Genomic DNA, 19,071 nt, shown 5'->3' on the forward strand with positions numbered 1-19,071 from the left:
CTTTCATTTTTCATATATGATATTTTATTTCCCTAAAGATAACATATTGGCAAAAAGACGATACGCACCAGAAACTCCAGCAGGAAATTCTCTGAAAAAGCTAAGCCCAGTATAGACATAGTATCCTTTTCCGTATTGTGCTATTAGTAAAGGTCCCTTTTTTTCTGATTCTCCTTTATCATTTACGGCTAGAATAGGGGTGTATTCTTTTGCCCATTCATTCGGAAAATATAATCCTCGTTCTTGCACCCAACCTTCAAAATCAGTATTTGTGATTTTATTAGGTGTATTTAGCACTTGATGATCTGGTGCAAGAAAAGTAACCTTAGCATTTTCATCAGTAACTCTATCTCTGGATAGTTTTATAGGAAATGGACCTAAATTTTCCTTTACTTTAAGTCTATGACTTGTATTGTATTGTACTATAAGATTACCACCATTTTTTACATACTCAAGAAGAAATTGTTGTTTAAACTTTAATTCTTCGATAGTATTGTAAGCTCTGATACCAACAACAATAGCGTCAAAAGGTGATAAAGTCGCCGCCGAAATAGCATCAGGATCTATAGTGGTTACTTTATAACCTATTTGGCGTAAGCTTTCTGGAACAATGTCTCCTGCACCTTCAATATAACCTATGTTTTGTCCTTTCTTTTTAATACCAAGACGTACTACTTTTGTTTCTGAAGGAAGTGTTACTGTCTGAAACGGTATATGATTGTAATCGATAGTAACCACTTCTTTTGAAAACTCAGTATCACCTATTTTGACTACGGGGGATATGTATCCTTCACTTTGATTTTCAGGTGCTGTTAGGGTGAACGAAATTGTTTTTTCTTCTCCTTTTTGTGCTAAGCTAAAATCAATTGTTCCTGGTGTTACGCTCCAACTTTCTGGATGTGATAAGGTTACAGATCCTTTCATGTTTGTTTTTCCGGCCTTTATAGTTACCGGAATTTGTTTTGAAAGGCCATTAGCATAAATGATTACTTTATCTTTAATACGTACTGAAACTGCAGGGATAATTTCGAAAGGTTTATACACTTCTCCTTTTACAGGATCATTTGTTTTGTATACAACTGCCTTTGTAAATGGAAGGGCAACACCTTCAATTTCTAAATTAAATGTAGCAGTAATATGGTGTATTGTTTCTGGTTTACCTATCAATTTTTGATCCGCAACTTGATACATTCCCAGAGTTCCTTTGCGATTAAGCCAGTAAGGGTTTGTTGAACTAATAGTGTTAGAAACTATACCTTTAAATTCTAAATTTTGTTTTTCGTTGTTTCCTAAAACTTTTTCAGAAGTATCATTAATATTAATTGCATCTATTTTTATAGATTTCAAAACTATTTTATTTGTACTTCTATTTATTGCTTCTGTTTTGATTGTAATTTCATTTCCTTTTGTGGTATTTGATTCTGTAGAGACAGCTTCAAGATACAAACCTGCAGTAGCGGCAATAATTTCTTTAATTTCTTTGGATTTAATTGTTTTCCAATGGGTGTCTTCTAATTGATTGATTAATAGAAATGCCTCTGCCAATTTAGGTATACTGGCCGATGGATTTCTGAAGTTAAAATCTTTTTCAACTTGATAAAGAATTTTTCCTATTGCATCACCACCCTTGATACGGTTCCATGAGGTGTCAATACCTTCAAAAAGATTAGTTTTATCCTTAGGTAAATCTCCTTTAATAAGTTCTATATATTCTTTTTGTTTCCCTCTAGTACCGGTACTTCCAAACCCTTGAGATTTGTGTTTACTTCGACTTAGAGAAGCAATTTCGGTATTAGAAAGCCCTAATGCAGGGTAGTATACCCCTGTGTCAAATTCTAATAACCTTGTTTTATCCGCCTTTTCAAAATTTTCACGACTTCCGTAAAACCACCAAGATGTATTAAAAAATAATCGTTTAGGCTGCCAACTATCTACATATTGTAATTGATTAGGGTATATAGTTTTATTGGCGGCGAGATTAAAAGCTTCTTCGCTTAGCATAGCAGAAGAAGTATGATGACCATGAGTACTACCAGGTGTTCTATGGTCAAAACGATTAATAATTACATCAGGTTTAAATTTTCTTATAGCCCATACGACGTCTCCTAAAACTTCTTTTTTATCCCAAATAGATAAAGTTTCGTCTGGATGTTTAGAATACCCAAAGTCATTTGCTCGGGTAAACATTTGTTCACCTCCATCTGTTCGTCTAGCTGCTAATAATTCTTGTGTTCTTATTACACCTAAAAGTTCGCGAATTTCTGGACCGATTAGATTTTGACCACCATCACCACGAGTGAGCGATAGGTATGCTGTTCTAGCTTTTACCTGATTAGCCATGTACGAAATAAGCCTAGTGTTTTCATCATCGGGATGAGCAGCTACATAGAGTACAGAGCCTAAAAAATTAAGCTTTTTTATCGCTTCATGAATTTGCGATGCGTTAGGCTTATTAGGTTGTTGTGCCTTTGAAATACAGGGTAATAGTAGACTTAAAGAGACTACAAAAAGTAATTTTCGCATAATAGTTAGGTGCAATTTTGAATGTAATTTCACCAAATATATAAAGATAAAATTCTCAGAATTGTGGTTTAAGGATACTTTAACAAGGAACTAAGCCTAAGAGATACCATCATAATTATTTCTTTTTTCTTTCTACAAATTCTAATTGATCAAGGGCAACGTTTGTGGTAAAAACGCCATAATTAACTATCGCTTTCCTTTTTTCAATAGTATCAATAGTGCCTATAGATTTGCCATCAATCATTCGTACACGATCACCAATTTTAAGAACTACTTTGGGCTTTTGTTGTATTGTTTTTTCTTCTTTCTTTTTTTGCTCTTTTTTCTTCTCTCGAATAACCTTGACTTTTTCTTCTACTTCTTTTACAACTTTTTGTTCTTTGACTTTCTTGACCTTTTGTTGTTTTACGGTTTGCTTTTTACGCTTAGAGTTTTCTACTTCAACAATTTTTATAAATTCATTAATTAGTTCACGTTTCTTTTTATTGTTGAAATATTTTTCACTTAGGTCATCTACCTTTTGTCCCAGGTATATCATTCGTTGATTACTATCGTATAGTTCTTGATAGCTCTCAAGTTTTCTTTGTATACGCTCGTTTGTTTTTTCAAGACGCTCTTTTTCTTCTTCAGCTTTTTGTTCTTTGGTTTTTAGAGAAGAAGTAGTTTTTTGTAATTTGGATCTCTCTTTTTGAAGATTAGCTATACTCTTATCAAAGCGGATTTTACCACGTTCAACTTTCTTTTTTGCTTTATTGATTAAACTATAAGGGATACCATTTTTTTGAGCTACTTCAAAAGTAAAAGAACTTCCTGCTTCACCAAGATGTAATTTAAAAAGAGGTTCTAAGGTTCTGGCATCAAAAAGCATATTGGCATTGGTCATATTAGGTAACTCATTTGCCAACATTTTTAGGTTGGCGTAATGTGTAGTAATAATACCAAAAGATTCTCGTTCATAAAAAACTTCTAAGAATGCCTCGGCTAGTGCTCCTCCTAATTCAGGGTCACTCCCGGTACCAAATTCATCAATTAGAAACAATGTTTTATCACTACATTTTCTAAGAAAATAGTTCATGTTTTTTAAACGATAACTATAAGTGCTTAGATGATTTTCTATGGACTGGTTGTCTCCTATATCCGTTAGGATTGTATTGAATAAACATATTCTGCTATATTCATGTACGGGGATTAACATCCCACTTTGTAACATTACTTGTAATAAACCAATAGTTTTTAAAGTAATACTTTTTCCACCAGCGTTTGGTCCTGAAATAACAATAATTCGATTATCTTCTTTTAAAGATATCGTCTGGGGGTAAGTTTTCTCTCCTTTTGTTTTATTGTTTAGATAGAGCAATGGGTGATAGGCATCTTGAAGTGTTAACTCTCTTTTTTCTGTAATTTTTGGAAGTACAGCGTTAAGTCGCTTTGCATATTTTGATTTTGCAGCTACAATATCGACATCACTTAAATATTCCTGATATTGCTCAAGCAATTCGATAAAAGGTCTTAAGTCATTGGTAAGAGCTTTAAGTATTTTTACAACCTCTTCTCGTTCTTCGTACTGCAAATTACTTAACTCACGACTGTATTGTAAGGTAGTTTCAGGCTCTATATAAACAATACTCCCTGTTTTAGAACTACCCATAATAGCTCCTTTTACCTTTCTGCGATACATTGCTTTAACAGCAAGTACTCTAAGATTATCAACTACACTTTCTTTAATTTCGTCCAAATAACCTAAGCCATTATATCGGCTAAGATCTTTTCCAAAGCTCCCATTTAATTTTGCTTGGATAATGTTAATTTGTTTGCGTAACCCAAGTAGAGTAGAGGAGGCGTTATCTCTTACTTCACCAAACTTATCTAGAATCTTATCGATTAAAAGAATAATTTCTTTAGTAAACGGAACCTCGGTAGAGGTCTTATGTAAAATAGGGTATAGTTCTTTATTGGATTTAAAAAAAGTTAATAATTCATTAGTGGTCGTACTAATCGAAATTAACTTTTTAAGATTAAATGCTTCTAGAAAAGCATTTTCTATCTGAAGTAATTGTATTTCTTTGGTAATACTATCGTATCCATGGTTTGGTATACGAGCATCATTTAAGTAAGAAGATTTGTATTCGTATACATGTTGTAAGGCGGTATGTAATTTTTCCTTAGTGCTAAAAGGAACAATTTCTAATGCTTTAGTTTTACCATAATCAGTATTACACAGTTCGGCAATATGATCGAGTACGGTATCTAATTCAAGATCTTTTAATGTTTTTTCAGAAATACGAATCATACTTTTTTTTACCCAATTTTTGGTCTATATTCAACTGAATTTTGAACGAAGCAAAAGTACATAATTACAGTAATTTTTATAGTCCTTATGAATGTAAATATTGAATCCAGTTGGAAAGAACAGCTTAAAGATGAATTTAGTAAACCATATTTTTCTAATCTGGTTAGTTTTGTTAAAACAGAATACCTTACGTCTACTTGCTATCCAAAAGAGGATGAGATTTTTGCTGCTTTTGATCATTGTAGTTTTGATAATGTGAAAGTTGTAATTATTGGTCAAGATCCATATCATGGTGCTGGACAAGCAAATGGTTTGTGTTTTTCAGTAAATGATGGAATACCAATACCACCTTCATTGATTAATATCTTTAAAGAAATTGAAACTGATTTGGGTGTTTTATACCCGTCAAATGGAAATCTTGAGCGTTGGGCAAAACAAGGAGTCTTATTATTAAATGCAACTTTAACGGTACGTGCTAATCAGGCGGGTTCACATCAAAAAAAGGGTTGGGAGCAGTTTACTAATGCTATTATAGAGACGCTATCTAATAAAAAAGAGAATATTGTTTTTTTACTTTGGGGAGGATATGCAAAAAAGAAGGGTGCAAAAATAGATACATCAAAACATTATGTACTTACTAGTGGACATCCATCTCCATTAAGTGCAAATAGAGGGTATTGGTTTGGTAATCAGCATTTCAGTATGGTAAATAATTACCTTACCAAAATTGACAAGACCAGTATTAAATGGTAGCACTAGGCTGCTGAAGGAATTTCTGTATTTTTAGATTTTTCAGTTGATGGATTAGAAATGTGGTTGACTTTACCTTTAGTTTTCGTCTTCTTTTTGTTTGAACCAACAGAATGCATACTAAACTTTAACAGCATAATATTGAAGGCTACAAGACCTGCTAATATAATTAAGAATGTGATCATAAATAGATTTGTTAGTTAATTATTAGATGCATTAATTACAATATGGTTGCTTATGCGTTAATAATTATTTCACTGGGGTAGGCCCGGCAAATGTACAAAAAAAATAACTATTCACTACTTTTTGATTGTAGTTGTCTAATAATTAATCTTTTGATAACGATTTGTTGCAAAATCAATTCATATCATACGATAGATCTTAAATCTTTAAAAGATCCTTTGTATTACAACGCTTTGATTTCGTTTTACCCTACTCGATATGGCAAGAAATATTAAAGAAAAAAGAAATTTAATCAGATTCTGTGTATTAATTCTTCTGGATTTACTTTTTGATTAATGATATTCAAATGATGTAATCGTTTCTGTACATGTACAATGGTTTCATTAGATAGTAATGATTGACTCCATTCAGTTATTGCTAACCATTTTTCAATATCTTCTAGTTGTTGATCGTATCTATTGGCTAGAGTTTTATCAATACTTGGTATTTTTTTGAAATCTAAAGTAGTAGTATTGATAATGTTTAAAATCGTTTTGATTACTTCTTTTTTGTTTTGTAATATATCTTCTCTTACTGCGATAACAAAGCATGGCCAAGGTGTAGGATAATCGGCTATCCTTCTAAAAGTACCATGATCAACTAACGGTTTCGTAGTGAAGTGTTCCCACATAAAATAATCTGCAGTTTCATTGGTAAGAGCTTCAATGGCGCCATTAAGATTTTTGATGACTTCAAACTGTAAAGTCGAGATATCCCAGTTTTGATCTTGAGCATGTAAATAAGACATTAATTCAGAGCCAGAACCGTATCTACTTATAGCTGCTTTGGTATGTTGCAATTGAGATATATTTGTGTATTTAGAGTTAGCTCCAACATGAATACCCCAAATTAAAGGAGTATTGATATAGGTTTGTACAATTTTACAAGAATTTCCTTCAATAATATCTTTAATAATACCTTCTGTAAGTACAATGGCCATATCAATTTCAGAAGATCTTAGTGCTTGGCACATAGCTCCCGTTCCTCCGGGGTAATCTGTCCATTCTAATTGTATACCATTCTTGAGATAGCTATTATCCTCAATTGTAAGGTGCCAGGGTAGGTTAAAATGCTCTGGAACACCTCCTATTTTTATAGTATGCATGCTCTTTAAATATTAAAATTTGCGCACTTCATCGATTTTTATTGTTTTTTAACGATGAAATAGAAATCTTTTCCTTATATTTGACCTATAATTCTTCCAAAGGGAATTAAGTTTGACAACAAGTTATAACCCAAAATAAAAACAATTGCTATGAAAAAGAATTTTCTTAAAACCAAAAGCGCTAATGTAAAAGTTGCCAAGTTAAAAAATAATCCCCTTGAAAATGGAATTGTTGTTTTTATTGCGGTTTTATTATTGACCAATTTATTGATAAGTCTTAAAATATTATTCGGTTAATAATTATATATTAAAAATATTTGCTAAGTATTTTATAATGATTTAATGTTTAAAAAAGGATGAAAATTTTCATCCTTTTTTTATATGTCTACAGTTATTACGTATAACTTACAATTTTTGATAAAGTATATTTAATTAACTTTTCAATAGTTTCTTTTGGAGTTTTGCTAAACTCCCCGGTAACGCGGTTGGCCAATATGGCATTCATAGAAACGGCCTGGTGTCCTAAAAGCTTTGCCATTCCATAAATCCCTGCGGTTTCCATTTCTAAATTTGTGATTTTTTGACCGTTATAGACAAAGGTGGATATCTTGTCATTAGCTCTAGGATCTTTTAATGATAGTCGTAAAACTCTTCCTTGTGGTCCATAAAACCCAACATTGGTTATTGTAATCCCTTTTTGAGTACTATGACTTTGCATATGCTCACTTAATTTATTATCAGCACGAACTACATATGGAATTGATTTATTTTTATCCCAATTAAAATGAGTTATCAAAGCTTTTGATATTTTTAATTCTTGTACATTTTCACTTTGATAAAAATGAAGTAAGCTATCGAATCCTATTCCAATTTCTGAAACTACAAAACTGTCAATAGGGATATCCTTTTGTACTGCTCCCGAAGTTCCTATACGAATAATTTGTAGCGCAGTATGCTTACTTTTTATTTCCCGAGTGCTAAAATCAATATTTGCTAAAGCATCTAATTCGTTGAATACAATATCTATATTGTCTGTACCAATACCTGTGGATATCACGGTGATTCTTTTTCCTTGATAAAACCCGGTTTGTGTATGGAATTCACGTTTTTTGACTCTAAATTCAATACTATCAAAGTGTTGCGTTACTGTGTCTACACGATCCGGATCTCCAACAGTAATTATAGTAGGAGCTAAATGTTCGGGTTTAAGATTAAGGTGATAGATGCTTCCATCATTATTAAGTATAAGCTCAGATTCGGCTATAGCCATATTACAATTTTAATAGTTTGTGTGTTTGGTCATTGTACAGGTAATCGTATTTTTTAACACCACCATATTGCCAATCAAGTATTTGGGTGTTGTAAAAATTCTTTTTTTGTAGCAAAGCTAACTTTCCTCGTTCTGATAATTGTAATCTATTTTTGGTTTGATCCAAAAACTGGAAAAGCCTTGCGATAACCCTTTTCATTTGCATATCACCATATCCGTAGTAACCCTGATATTCTAGAGTATACCCCATAAGTTGTTTTACATTTTTAATTTGGTAGGTTTCAACCATTTCAAGTATGTTGTGTTCTAATACATTAAGTCCTGTTAACATATTAGGAAAACGCTGTAAATGTGCTCTAAGGCAAATAGACAAATATTCGAAAGAGGAATGTTTTTTAATTTGTGCTGCAATTTTCATTGGATTTGACTCACAATATAGTGTCCAGATATAGGCAGCAAGTTCAAGATCATCAAGAGAAAGATGTATTTTGTTTTTATAATGATTTTTTAATTGAATTTCGGAAAGATCACATAGTCCCATTAATTTTTTTTCATTCTCTATTCTTCCGCTACATACCAAATAAACAGGAGTTTTATTAATACCTTTACGTAGTAATAAGCTTATTGCGGCAATCATATTTACATGACAAAATAGGTCATATTCAAACCAAAGTATTATTTCTTTGTATTCTTCAAGATCGTCTAGTTTTTTAAGCTGCGAAACAAATTTTTCTTCAAAATCAGTAGGAGTAATACGATAGTATTTTTTTAAGAAATCCTTGCGTTTTTTGATAGCATCTTCGGCTTCAATATTGATTTCAGTTGGTCCTTCGCAAAGCATTTCTCTCCAAGTAAAAAAATCACCTTCAACTAATTGTAATTCTTTTAATCTGTTGGTTAGACTATCTCCATTGGTAATATGTAATGTATGTTTTTCCAAAATACTAATATTCCTTAATTATCCTCCTACACGTTTCACCTTAAACCCCTTTTCTTTAAGGATATTCATAATTTGATCTCTATAATCACCTTGTATAATGATAGCATCATTTTTAAAACTTCCACCAACACTTAAGCGAGTTTTTAACTCTTTGGCCAGTTTCTTAAAATCTCCATCGGCTCCTGTGTAGCCTTCAAGAATAGTAATTGGTTTTCCTTTTCGTTTTTCATATTTACATATGATAGGATCGTCTTGCATCCATAATTGTTCTTCTTGTTCCTCAAGAACTTCTTCTTTTTCTGGTGTATGATCAGGAAAAAGATTTTTTAATTGATCTTGTAAATCCATAATGTTAAATGACTATTTTTTGATCAATCCAATTTCAACAAGTCTTTGATGTAAGAATTCTCCAGCCGTAATATCCTCATAATGTTTAGGATTGTTATCGGTAATGCATTCTTCAAGACAGTTAAGTTTCATGTCACTTCTTGGATGCATAAAGAAGGGAATAGAATATCTTGGTTTGCCCCATTGTTCTTTGGGGGGATTTATAACACGGTGTATAGTTGATCTTAGCTTGTTGTTGGTATGTCTTTCTAGCATATCCCCAACATTAATCACTAACTCGTCGTCTTGGGGTATGGCATCAATCCATTCGCCATCTTTTCTTTGCACTTGTAACCCTCCTGTAGATGCTCCCATGAGTAAAGTGATTAAATTTATATCTCCGTGCGCACCAGCACGAACAGCACCTTTAGGCTCTTCAGATATAGGAGGATAATGAATTGGACGTAAAATACTATTGCCATTACTTGCCCAATGATCAAAATAATGTTCATCTAGCCCTATGTACAACGACAATGCTCTTAAAACATAAATTCCAGTTTTTTCGAGCATTCTATAGGCTTCCATTCCCGTGCCATTAAACTCATTTAATTCTTGAACATTTACATTAGGGGGGTATTCTTCTATTAGATTTGCGTTTTTATCAGGCTCTTGTCCAAAATGCCAAAACTCTTTAAGGTCTCCTTCTTTTTTTCCTTTTGCATGTTCTTTTCCAAAAGAGGTGTATCCTCGTTGCCCTCCTAATCCTTCAATTTCATATTTCTCTTTAGTATCTACAGGAAGTGCAAAAAATGCTTTGATCTCCTTGTATAGGTCTTCTACCAGTTTATCGCTCAAAAAATGATTTTTTAGAGCTACAAAACCGATTTCTTCATAAGCCTTTCCTATTTCATTGACGAATTTCTGTTTTCTAGATTGATCATCAGATAAGAAATCAGCCAAATCTACGCTTGGTATATTATTCATTGGTTTTCTTCTTAAGAATTGAAAAACTAAAATTAGGTGTATTTTGTAGAATAACCAGTATTACCTTTCAATTTTTTTTACAAATTTTAATAGTAGTCAAATTAACTATTTCTGAATATATAGCCCAGAAATTATAGTAAATTTAATTAATTCGTAGAATTGTTAGGGTTAAATTAACAACTACTTAATAATATTGCTTTATTGATATGAGTTGTGAAATAAAAATAATTACATTTACCTAACAAACTTTCTTTTATGAACTACATTTCGAAGGAAAAAATAGCATTAAATTTTGATAGAAAAGAATACAATGATGATGTACTTCTTTCTCTGTATTATAAAATGTTACAACCGCGTCTTATTGAAGAAAAGATGTTAGTATTGCTAAGGCAAGGTAAAATTTCTAAATGGTTTAGTGGTATTGGTCAAGAAGCAATATCAGTTGGAGTAACTTCGGCATTAGAAAACGATGAGTATATATTACCTATGCATCGTAATTTAGGTGTGTTTACTGCAAGAAAAATACCATTATATAGACTTTTTTCTCAATGGCAAGGAAAGGCCAGTGGTTTTACAAAAGGACGAGATCGTTCTTTTCACTTTGGGACTCAAGAATATAATATTATTGGTATGATTTCTCATTTAGGCCCTCAGATGGGAGTGGCAAATGGGATAGCTTTGGCAAATCTGTTAAAGAGTAATAATAAGGTTACCGCTGTTTTTACTGGAGAAGGAGGTACAAGCGAAGGGGATTTTCATGAAGCTCTAAATGTAGCCTCTGTTTGGGATTTACCTGTCTTATTTTGTATCGAAAATAATGGGTACGGATTATCAACTCCCACGAAAGAGCAATATCGTTGCGAACATTTGGCGGATAGAGGTAAAGGATATGGTATAGAATCACATATTATTAACGGAAATAATATTCTCGAAGTTTATCATAAAGTTAATGAACTAGCTAAAAGTATTCGAAAACAACCTCGTCCTATCCTATTGGAGTTCAAAACATTTAGAATGAGAGGTCATGAAGAGGCTAGCGGCACGAAATATGTTCCTCAAGAATTGATGGATGAGTGGGCGGCTAAAGATCCCATAGAAAATTATAAAAATTTCTTGATTTCGGAAGGAGTTTTTACCGAGGATTATGATCTTCAGAAAAAAACAGAGTTTAAAGAAGAAATAGAGTCACACTGGGAGCGTGCCGTTAATGAGAGTGTTATTCCTGTTGACTTAGAAGTAGAATTAAGTGATGTCTATGCGAGATCTGATTATGAAATAACTGATCCAAACCGTAATACTAATGAAATTAGATTAGTTGATGCTATTTCTGAAGGTCTACGAGAATCAATGCAACGTCATGATGAATTAGTGATTATGGGGCAAGATATTGCCGAGTACGGAGGAGTGTTTAAAATTACAGAAGGATTTGTAGAAGATTTTGGGAAAGATCGCGTTCGCAATACTCCTATATGCGAATCTACAATTGTTGCAGCTGGATATGGGCTTTCGATAAATGATTGTAAAGCTGTAGTCGAAATGCAATTTGCAGATTTTGTATCCTCTGGGTTTAATCCTATTGTTAATCTATTGGCAAAGTCTTATTATCGTTGGGGTCAATCTTCTGATGTAGTTGTTAGAATGCCTTGTGGAGCTGGTGTTGGGGCAGGGCCCTTTCATAGTCAAACTAATGAAGCGTGGTTCACCAAAGTACCTGGTTTAAAAATAATTTATCCGGCTTTTCCGTATGATGCTAAAGGGTTGTTGATATCCGCTATTGAAGATATTAATCCGGTATTATGTTTTGAACATAAAGCTCTATATAGAAGTATTAGGCAACAGGTTCCTGAAGGATATTATAACGTACCACTAGGTAAAGCTGCGCTATTAGATGAAGGTAATGATGTTACTGTTATAAGTTATGGAGCAGGAGTACATTGGGCTCTTGAAACTTTAAACAAACACAGGGATATATCAGTAGATTTAATTGACCTTAGGACATTACAGCCATTGGATGTTGAAACAATTTATAGTTCGGTTAAAAAGACCGGAAAAGCAATAATCTTGCAAGAAGATACTTTGTTTGGGGGTATAGCCTCAGATATTTCAGCATTACTTATGGAAAATTGTTTTACGTATCTCGATGCACCTGTAAAAAGGGTGGCAAGTATAGAAACGCCAATTCCTTTTGATTCTAATCTTGAAAAACAATATTTGGCTAAGGATAAATTCGAAGAAGAATTATTGATTTTGTTGAAGTATTAAATGAGTTTTTGGATTAAGAAAACGTTATAGTTAACAAAAAATAATTTAAATTCAATTATCTGATTTTTAAGTATTTATATATTTTTTTTAGACGAATTGTATGTTTTTAACGTTGTTTGAAATATATGAATTTTAATTAGGGGTAAAATCCCCTTTAACTTAGTTGTAAGTTCTGTTAGTAAATGTTAATTTCGCGCAGTCTATGCTTAGCATAGTCTTCGGGACTAAATAACAGGGGATTAAAAAGAAATACATGAACACTAAACAGATAGAGCAGTTACGTTTGTCAAAAGTACTCGTAACCGGTGCAGCTGGTTTTATTGGATCTAATCTTTGCGAAGCACTTTTAGATATAGGGAGTACTGTAGTTGGTTTAGATAATTTTGCAACCGGACACAAGAAAAATCTTTCTTTAATAATTGACAATCCTAATTTTACTTTTATTGAAGGAGATATTCGAAACTTAGATGATTGTAATAAAGCTTGTGACGGTATTGATTTCGTTTTGCATCAGGCTGCTTTGGGTTCTGTACCTAGATCTATTAATGACCCTATTACTAGTAATGATGTAAATGTTGGAGGGTTTCTAAATATGTTAGTTGCTTCTAGAGATGCAAATGTAAAACGTTTTGTTTATGCGGCAAGTTCTTCTACCTACGGAGATTCTAAATCATTACCAAAGATTGAGGAAAACATAGGAAAACCTTTATCTCCCTATGCGATCACTAAATATGTGAACGAATTATATGCAGAAAATTTCAAGAAATCATATGATCTAGATACTATAGGATTACGTTATTTTAATGTATTCGGTCGAAAACAAGATCCTGATGGGGCATATGCAGCGGTAATACCAAAATTTGTAATGCAATTTATGAAACATGAATCTCCAGTAATTAATGGTGATGGCTCGTTTTCTAGAGACTTTACATATATAGACAATGTTATTCAGATGAATTTATGTGCAATAACATCAGAAAATACTGATGCACTAAACAATGTTTATAATACTGCTTTTGGAGAAAGAACAACGTTAAATGAACTAACTTCTTTATTAAAAGAATATTTATCAGAATTTGATAATGGGATTGCAGATATTGAAGTCAAGTTTGGACCAGAACGTAGGGGAGATGTGCCGCATTCTTTGGCATCTATCGATAAGGCTAAGAATTTATTGGGTTATAGTCCAAAATTTGATATGAGATCGGGATTAAAGGAAGCTGTAAAATGGTATTGGAATAACCTGAAATAATTCCGAACAAAAACCAATAATAAAATAAGTAACAATAATGCAAGATATTAAAATAGCAATTATAGGATTAGGATACGTTGGACTTCCGTTGGCCAGATTGTTTGCTACTAAATTTCCGGTAGTAGGATTCGATATTAATGATGAAAGAATAGCAGAATTACGTTCAGGCAAAGATTCAACTTTGGAAGTAGAAGATGAACTTTTACAAGCTGTATTAAAAGAAAATGTAGATAAAAAGGGTAATGGCCTTTATTGCTCTAGCCAGATAGAAGATATTGAGGATTGTAATTATTACATAGTTACTGTACCCACACCTGTAGATAGAAATAATAGACCAGATTTAACACCTCTTTATAAATCTAGTGAAACTGTAGCTAAGGTATTAAAGGTTGATGATATTGTAATTTATGAATCTACAGTATATCCAGGTGTAACCGAAGAAGAATGTATACCAGTACTTGAAAAAATTAGTGGGTTAAAATTTAATAAAGATTTTTATGCTGGATATTCTCCCGAGCGTATAAATCCTGGGGATAAGAAACATACTGTAGAGAAAATACTAAAGGTCACTGCGGGTTCGACACCCGAAATAGGAAAAAAAGTGGATGCGCTTTATAATACTGTTATAGCAGCAGGAACACATTTGGCCCCAACGATAAAGGTAGCAGAGGCAGCCAAAGTAATTGAAAATTCTCAGCGAGATATAAATATTGCTTTTGTAAATGAATTGGCCAAGATCTTTAATTTAATGGACATAGATACACACGATGTTCTAGAAGCTGCCGGAACCAAATGGAATTTCCTTCCTTTCAAACCAGGGCTTGTAGGTGGACATTGTATTGGTGTCGATCCTTATTATTTGGCTCAACGCGCTCAAGAATTTGGATATCATCCAGAAATTATTTTGGCAGGTAGAAGATTAAATGATAGTATGGGGCAATACGTAGCGTCAGAGATTATTAAATTAATGGTTAAACATGATATAAGAATTAAAGGAGCAAAAGTTTTGATATTAGGGGTTACTTTTAAAGAAAATTGCCCAGATGTACGCAATACTCGAGCTGTTGATGTTATAGAACAATTGAAAGATTTTGGAACAGAAATAACAGTTTTTGATCCCTGGGCGAATCCTGCTGAAGTACAACATGAATATAATTTAGAGACTACCACAGAATTACCTATTCAAAAGTTTGATACTATAGTTCTTACCGTTGCTCATAAAGAATTTCTGGATATAGATTTAGAATCATTACTTCTACCAAATGGTGTTTTGTATGATGTAAAAGGGATTTTAAAAGATAAAGTAGACGGTAGATTATAATATTATCCTTTTTAAGGATAGCTATAAACCTTTAAACTAATTACTTTGAGCCAACTAAAAAAAGGAGCTTTATTAAACTATATCACGATTTTTTTGACGAATGTGGTAGGATTACTTCTTACTCCTTTTATTCTTAAATATTTAGGGAAAAATGAATATGGTATTTTTATAACTATTGGAGCACTAATAGGTACTATTTCTATATTAGATTTTGGACTTAATAATACGATAATAAGATTTGTTGCTAAGTATAGAGCTGAAAAGGATAAAGAGGGAGAGGAGAATTTTTTGGCCACCACGATGATCATATATATGATTATTTCTCTTTTGGTATTAATAGTTGGTTTTTCTTTTTATGCCAATATTGAATCTTATTTCACAAAACTAAACCCCGAAGAAATTGAGATAGCAAAAGTAATGTTTGTTATTTTAATTTTTAATCTGGCGATTAGATTGCCAGGAGGATCTTTTACAGGGATATGTTCGGGTTATGAAGAATTTGTTTTTCCAAAAACTCTAAATATTATTAGATACGTTTTAAGATCTCTAACAGTCGTTGCAGTTTTACTATACGGGGGTCGATCAATTGCTCTGGTAATAGTAGATACTGTTTTTAATGTTAGTGTAATTATTGTTACAGGCTATTTTGTTTTCAGAAAACTTAAAGTAAAATTTAAACTTCATTCGCTGAAGAAAAGTTTTATTAAACATATCCTCAAGTATTCGGTTTGGATTTTTGTTTTCTCTTTGGTAGGCCTTTTTCAATGGAAAGCGGGCCACTGGGTATTGGGTAGAATAAGCCCACCAGCAGTTCTTACTATTTATGGTATTGGAATCACGTTGGGGACATACTATGGAGCCTTTTCCACTGCAATTTCAGGAGTCTTTCTTCCTAGGGCCACTCAGATGTCTGTTGATAATGCTTCTGGAGAACAACTTACCGACATGATGATTAAAATTGGACGTCTATCTTTTATAGTTCTAATGTATATTTTGATAGCCTTTGCACTTTACGGTAATCAGTTTGTTAACTTATGGGTTGGTGATACTATTGGTGAAGAGGGAAGTTATCAATCGTGGGTGATAGCCTTAATGATAATGATGGCTTATACACTTCCTTTAGTGCAACACTTTGGTAATTCTATTTTGGAGGCAAAGAATAAACTATCGTTTAAGGCAATTTTGTATTTGTCTTTTATGATTATAGGTACTGTTATAGGAGCTGTTTTTGCAAAAAAGTATGCAGCAATAGGTATGATGGCAGGCTCTGTAATTGGTTGGTTAATTGTTCAAAATGTTATGAATTTTTATTACCACAAAGTGATTAAACTCAATATTCCTAGATTTTTTAAAGAACTAGCTTATAAAACTATTCTGGCGCTGATTATAATTTTGGCAGTTGGATATTTTATAAATTATATACCTGGAGAAGGATGGCTTAATTTTGTACTCAAAGGAAGTACATTTACTATTGTGTTCGGAGTTTTAATGTACACATTAGGGTTACATGAATACGAAAAACAATTATTTGTTAAACCTATTGCTTCAGTTTTGAGGCGAAAATAGAGGAGAATGGAAACACTGAAACTTCGTCATATATCATATTCTGATAACGGTACAAAAATCAACTACGATTATATAGCTGATGGACAAGTGCAGAAATATTTTGATCAAGATCAACTTTTTTATTCAAAATATTTGGTAGATGTTAGTGCGGTTCCTGATAGTATAGCCGTTATTCCTTTTTTATCTAATGTACTACCCATAGCATGGTTTGCGGGATTTACTATAGAAGTAGAAGAAATCGACGAAGATTTTTATAATTCAATAGAATTGATCAAAGCAGAATTTGCTAAGCGAGATACACCTCAGAGTTTTGGAGGAACACTTGTAGCGAAGAAAATTGTTAAAAACAACACAAGCGGAACCAAAACTGCGATGTTGTTTAGTGGCGGAGTTGATGCGTATGCCACGTATATAAGAATTTATGAAGAAACGCCTGATTTAATAACACTTTTAGGAGCCGATATAGATATAAAAGATCAGGAACAATGGAATGATTTTGCTGGTTTTATTGATAATGAAGAATTGCTTGAAAATAACCATAAAGAATATATAGAAACTAATCTTAGAGATTTTTATACCTATCAAGTAGAATTACTTTTAAAAGATATAGGCTGGTGGGGTAAAGTACAACATGGACTTGCTTTAATAGGTGCTATAGCGCCACTTTCTTATGTATATAACTATGGCTCTGTCTATATTGCTTCTTCATATACAGATCATATTGATATTGATTGGGGTTCGACTCCAGATATTGATGAGAAAATAACTTGGGCAGGTGATCTTAAGGTTATTCATGATGGATACGAACTAAAAAGGCAAGATAAAGTAGATTTAATTGCTGGTTTTGCTGCAGTTACAGATACTAAGTTTAAATTAAGAGTATGTTACTCTGAGAAGAGAACCGAGTTTAATTGTAGTATTTGCGAAAAATGCTTTAGGACTATTTTGGGCTTGATTCTTAATGGTAAAAATCCTAATGATTATGGATTTAATGTGGATCAAACTATTTACGATAAGTTTTATGAAGTATTAGATATTGGTGGAGCAAGTGATGGAGTACGTTATTTTTGGTGGGAATTGATGGAAAAGGCCAAGAATTCTAGTGATTTTTATGTGTTTTCGGATAAACAAACTGAGACTAAACAAATTAATGATATTAGAGGAGGTAAAATCGATCGCCTTTTAGAACAAAAAATTAATAATCCCAATAAAGGGATCCGTCGAATAAAATTTATAATTAGGAATAAATTTCCTTGGGTAAGCAAACTATACAGAAAAATTAAATAGATGAAATACGGACTACTAACTTACGATGAGAATAGACGTTTTTTTAATGTAGGAGATAATATTCAGAGTTTAGCGGCAAAGCAGTTTTTGCCACAAGTGGATACTTTTTTAAATAGAGAACGGCTTGGCGATTATCAAGGAGAACAGGTAAAACTGATTATGAATGGGTGGTTTACTCATAATATTCATAATTGGGTTCCTTCAGAAGATATAGATCCAATATTTGTATCTTTTCATATGAACAATACAGCAGCACCATTTATGCTGAGTGAAAGGGGGATAGCGTATCTTAAAAAGCATGAACCTATAGGTTGTAGAGATCAATTTACTGCGGATACCCTTAAGTCTAAAGGAATAGATGCTCATTTTACGGGATGTCTTACTTTAACTTTGGATTCTTATAAAGTAGATGATTCGCAAAGAGGAGAAGATATCTATATTGTAGATCCTTTGTATAGTTATCCAAGGCCAGAAAAAATATTCTATAACACAAAGCTTACCGTTAAGAATATCCTTAATGGATCAGCTTTTCAGTTAGGAAAGAAAAATAAACATTTAAAGAATTTTATAAGTAAGGAAGTTCTAGAAACGGCCGAGTTTATCAATCAAGAACCACCGTCGAATCAATTTTCAGATGAGCAGAAATTTGAAATGGCAGAAGCTCTTTTAAATAAGTATGCAAGAGCTAAATTAGTAATTACTTCAAGAATTCATTGTGCTTTACCTTGTCTTGCATTAGGAACACCAGTAATTTTTATTAATGGGTTTGACAGTTTTGTAGATTCATGTCGTTTTGATGGGATTCTTGAACTTTTTAATAGAATAGATGTAAATAGTAAAACAGGAGAGTTTAAGGCTAACTTCCCTTTAGAAGACAAAATAAATTTGGATACTATAGTGAAAAACCTGGAGAAGCACCATGATTTATCAAATGCTTTAAAAGAGAGGGTTACTGGTAAATTAAATTCATAA

The 19,071-nt window shown here is 32.6% G+C and carries 15 protein-coding genes; 8 read left to right on the forward strand and 7 right to left on the reverse strand.

The features are described 5' to 3' along the window. Nucleotides 1-24: 24 nt before the first annotated feature. Both DK508_RS09980 and DK508_RS09985 read right to left on the reverse strand, forming a co-directional pair. On the reverse strand, nt 25-2,523 hold the full coding sequence (locus DK508_RS09980) for a PIG-L family deacetylase (protein ID WP_109300620.1): 2,499 nt from the start codon (nt 2,521-2,523) through the stop codon (nt 25-27). A 115-nt stretch (nt 2,524-2,638) separates the two neighbouring features. Then, nucleotides 2,639-4,813, reverse strand: coding sequence for a DNA mismatch repair protein MutS (locus DK508_RS09985; RefSeq protein WP_109300621.1), 2,175 nt, complete (start codon nt 4,811-4,813; stop codon nt 2,639-2,641). Nucleotides 4,814-4,900: 87 nt separating this feature from the next. Here DK508_RS09985 and DK508_RS09990 point away from each other — a divergent pair, with 87 nt between their 5' ends. Beyond that, nucleotides 4,901-5,566, forward strand: a complete 666-nt coding sequence (locus DK508_RS09990) for a uracil-DNA glycosylase (RefSeq protein WP_109300622.1) — start codon at nt 4,901-4,903, stop codon at nt 5,564-5,566. Nucleotides 5,567-6,038: 472 nt separating this feature from the next. Here DK508_RS09990 and DK508_RS10000 read toward each other — a convergent pair whose 3' ends face one another. After that, the gene (locus DK508_RS10000; RefSeq protein ID WP_109300624.1) at nt 6,039-6,890 is read right to left on the reverse strand and encodes a substrate-binding domain-containing protein; all 852 of its coding nucleotides are present in this window, start codon (nt 6,888-6,890) and stop codon (nt 6,039-6,041) included. Nucleotides 6,891-7,040: 150 nt separating this feature from the next. Here DK508_RS10000 and DK508_RS21095 point away from each other — a divergent pair, with 150 nt between their 5' ends. Next, entirely contained in the window at nt 7,041-7,187 is a 147-nt protein-coding gene (locus DK508_RS21095) for a hypothetical protein (RefSeq protein ID WP_160114646.1), read from the forward strand. A gap of 97 nt (nt 7,188-7,284) precedes the next feature. Here DK508_RS21095 and DK508_RS10005 read toward each other — a convergent pair whose 3' ends face one another. The 4 genes from DK508_RS10005 to DK508_RS10020 are packed head-to-tail and all read right to left on the reverse strand — an operon-like array spanning nt 7,285 to nt 10,411. After that, the gene (locus tag DK508_RS10005) at nt 7,285-8,160 is read right to left on the reverse strand and encodes a nucleoside phosphorylase (RefSeq protein ID WP_109300625.1); all 876 of its coding nucleotides are present in this window, start codon (nt 8,158-8,160) and stop codon (nt 7,285-7,287) included. A 1-nt stretch (nt 8,161) separates the two neighbouring features. Beyond that, nucleotides 8,162-9,100, reverse strand: coding sequence for a DUF1835 domain-containing protein (locus tag DK508_RS10010; RefSeq protein WP_109300626.1), 939 nt, complete (start codon nt 9,098-9,100; stop codon nt 8,162-8,164). An 18-nt stretch (nt 9,101-9,118) separates the two neighbouring features. Beyond that, on the reverse strand, nt 9,119-9,448 hold the full coding sequence (locus tag DK508_RS10015; protein ID WP_109300627.1) for a translation initiation factor: 330 nt from the start codon (nt 9,446-9,448) through the stop codon (nt 9,119-9,121). 12 nt (nt 9,449-9,460) lie between these two features. Continuing rightward, nucleotides 9,461-10,411 (reverse strand): isopenicillin N synthase family oxygenase, encoded by a 951-nt coding sequence (locus DK508_RS10020; RefSeq protein WP_109300628.1) that lies wholly within the window; start codon nt 10,409-10,411, stop codon nt 9,461-9,463. 255 nt (nt 10,412-10,666) lie between these two features. Between DK508_RS10020 and DK508_RS10025 the strand changes: the two genes are divergently transcribed. The 6 genes from DK508_RS10025 (at nt 10,667) to DK508_RS10050 (ending at nt 19,071) form a co-directional block, all read left to right on the forward strand. Further along, nucleotides 10,667-12,673 carry a thiamine pyrophosphate-dependent enzyme gene (locus DK508_RS10025; protein WP_109300629.1) on the forward strand — a complete coding sequence of 669 codons (2,007 nt, stop codon included), beginning with the start codon at nt 10,667-10,669 and terminating at the stop codon, nt 12,671-12,673. A gap of 253 nt (nt 12,674-12,926) precedes the next feature. Continuing rightward, nucleotides 12,927-13,925: an SDR family oxidoreductase gene (locus DK508_RS10030; RefSeq protein WP_109300630.1), complete on the forward strand. Its 999-nt coding sequence runs from the start codon at nt 12,927-12,929 to the stop codon at nt 13,923-13,925. Between the two features lie 37 nt (nt 13,926-13,962). After that, on the forward strand, nt 13,963-15,246 hold the full coding sequence (locus DK508_RS10035; RefSeq protein ID WP_109300631.1) for a nucleotide sugar dehydrogenase: 1,284 nt from the start codon (nt 13,963-13,965) through the stop codon (nt 15,244-15,246). A 45-nt stretch (nt 15,247-15,291) separates the two neighbouring features. Further along, complete coding sequence (locus tag DK508_RS10040; protein ID WP_109300632.1) at nt 15,292-16,812, forward strand: lipopolysaccharide biosynthesis protein; 1,521 nt, start codon at nt 15,292-15,294, stop codon at nt 16,810-16,812. A gap of 6 nt (nt 16,813-16,818) precedes the next feature. Beyond that, on the forward strand, nt 16,819-18,099 hold the full coding sequence (locus DK508_RS10045; RefSeq protein ID WP_109300633.1) for a hypothetical protein: 1,281 nt from the start codon (nt 16,819-16,821) through the stop codon (nt 18,097-18,099). Further along, entirely contained in the window at nt 18,100-19,071 is a 972-nt protein-coding gene (locus DK508_RS10050; RefSeq protein ID WP_109300634.1) for a polysaccharide pyruvyl transferase family protein, read from the forward strand.

Source organism: Aquimarina sp. AU474 (genome assembly GCF_900312815.1).
In the GTDB taxonomy this organism is placed as follows: domain Bacteria; phylum Bacteroidota; class Bacteroidia; order Flavobacteriales; family Flavobacteriaceae; genus Aquimarina.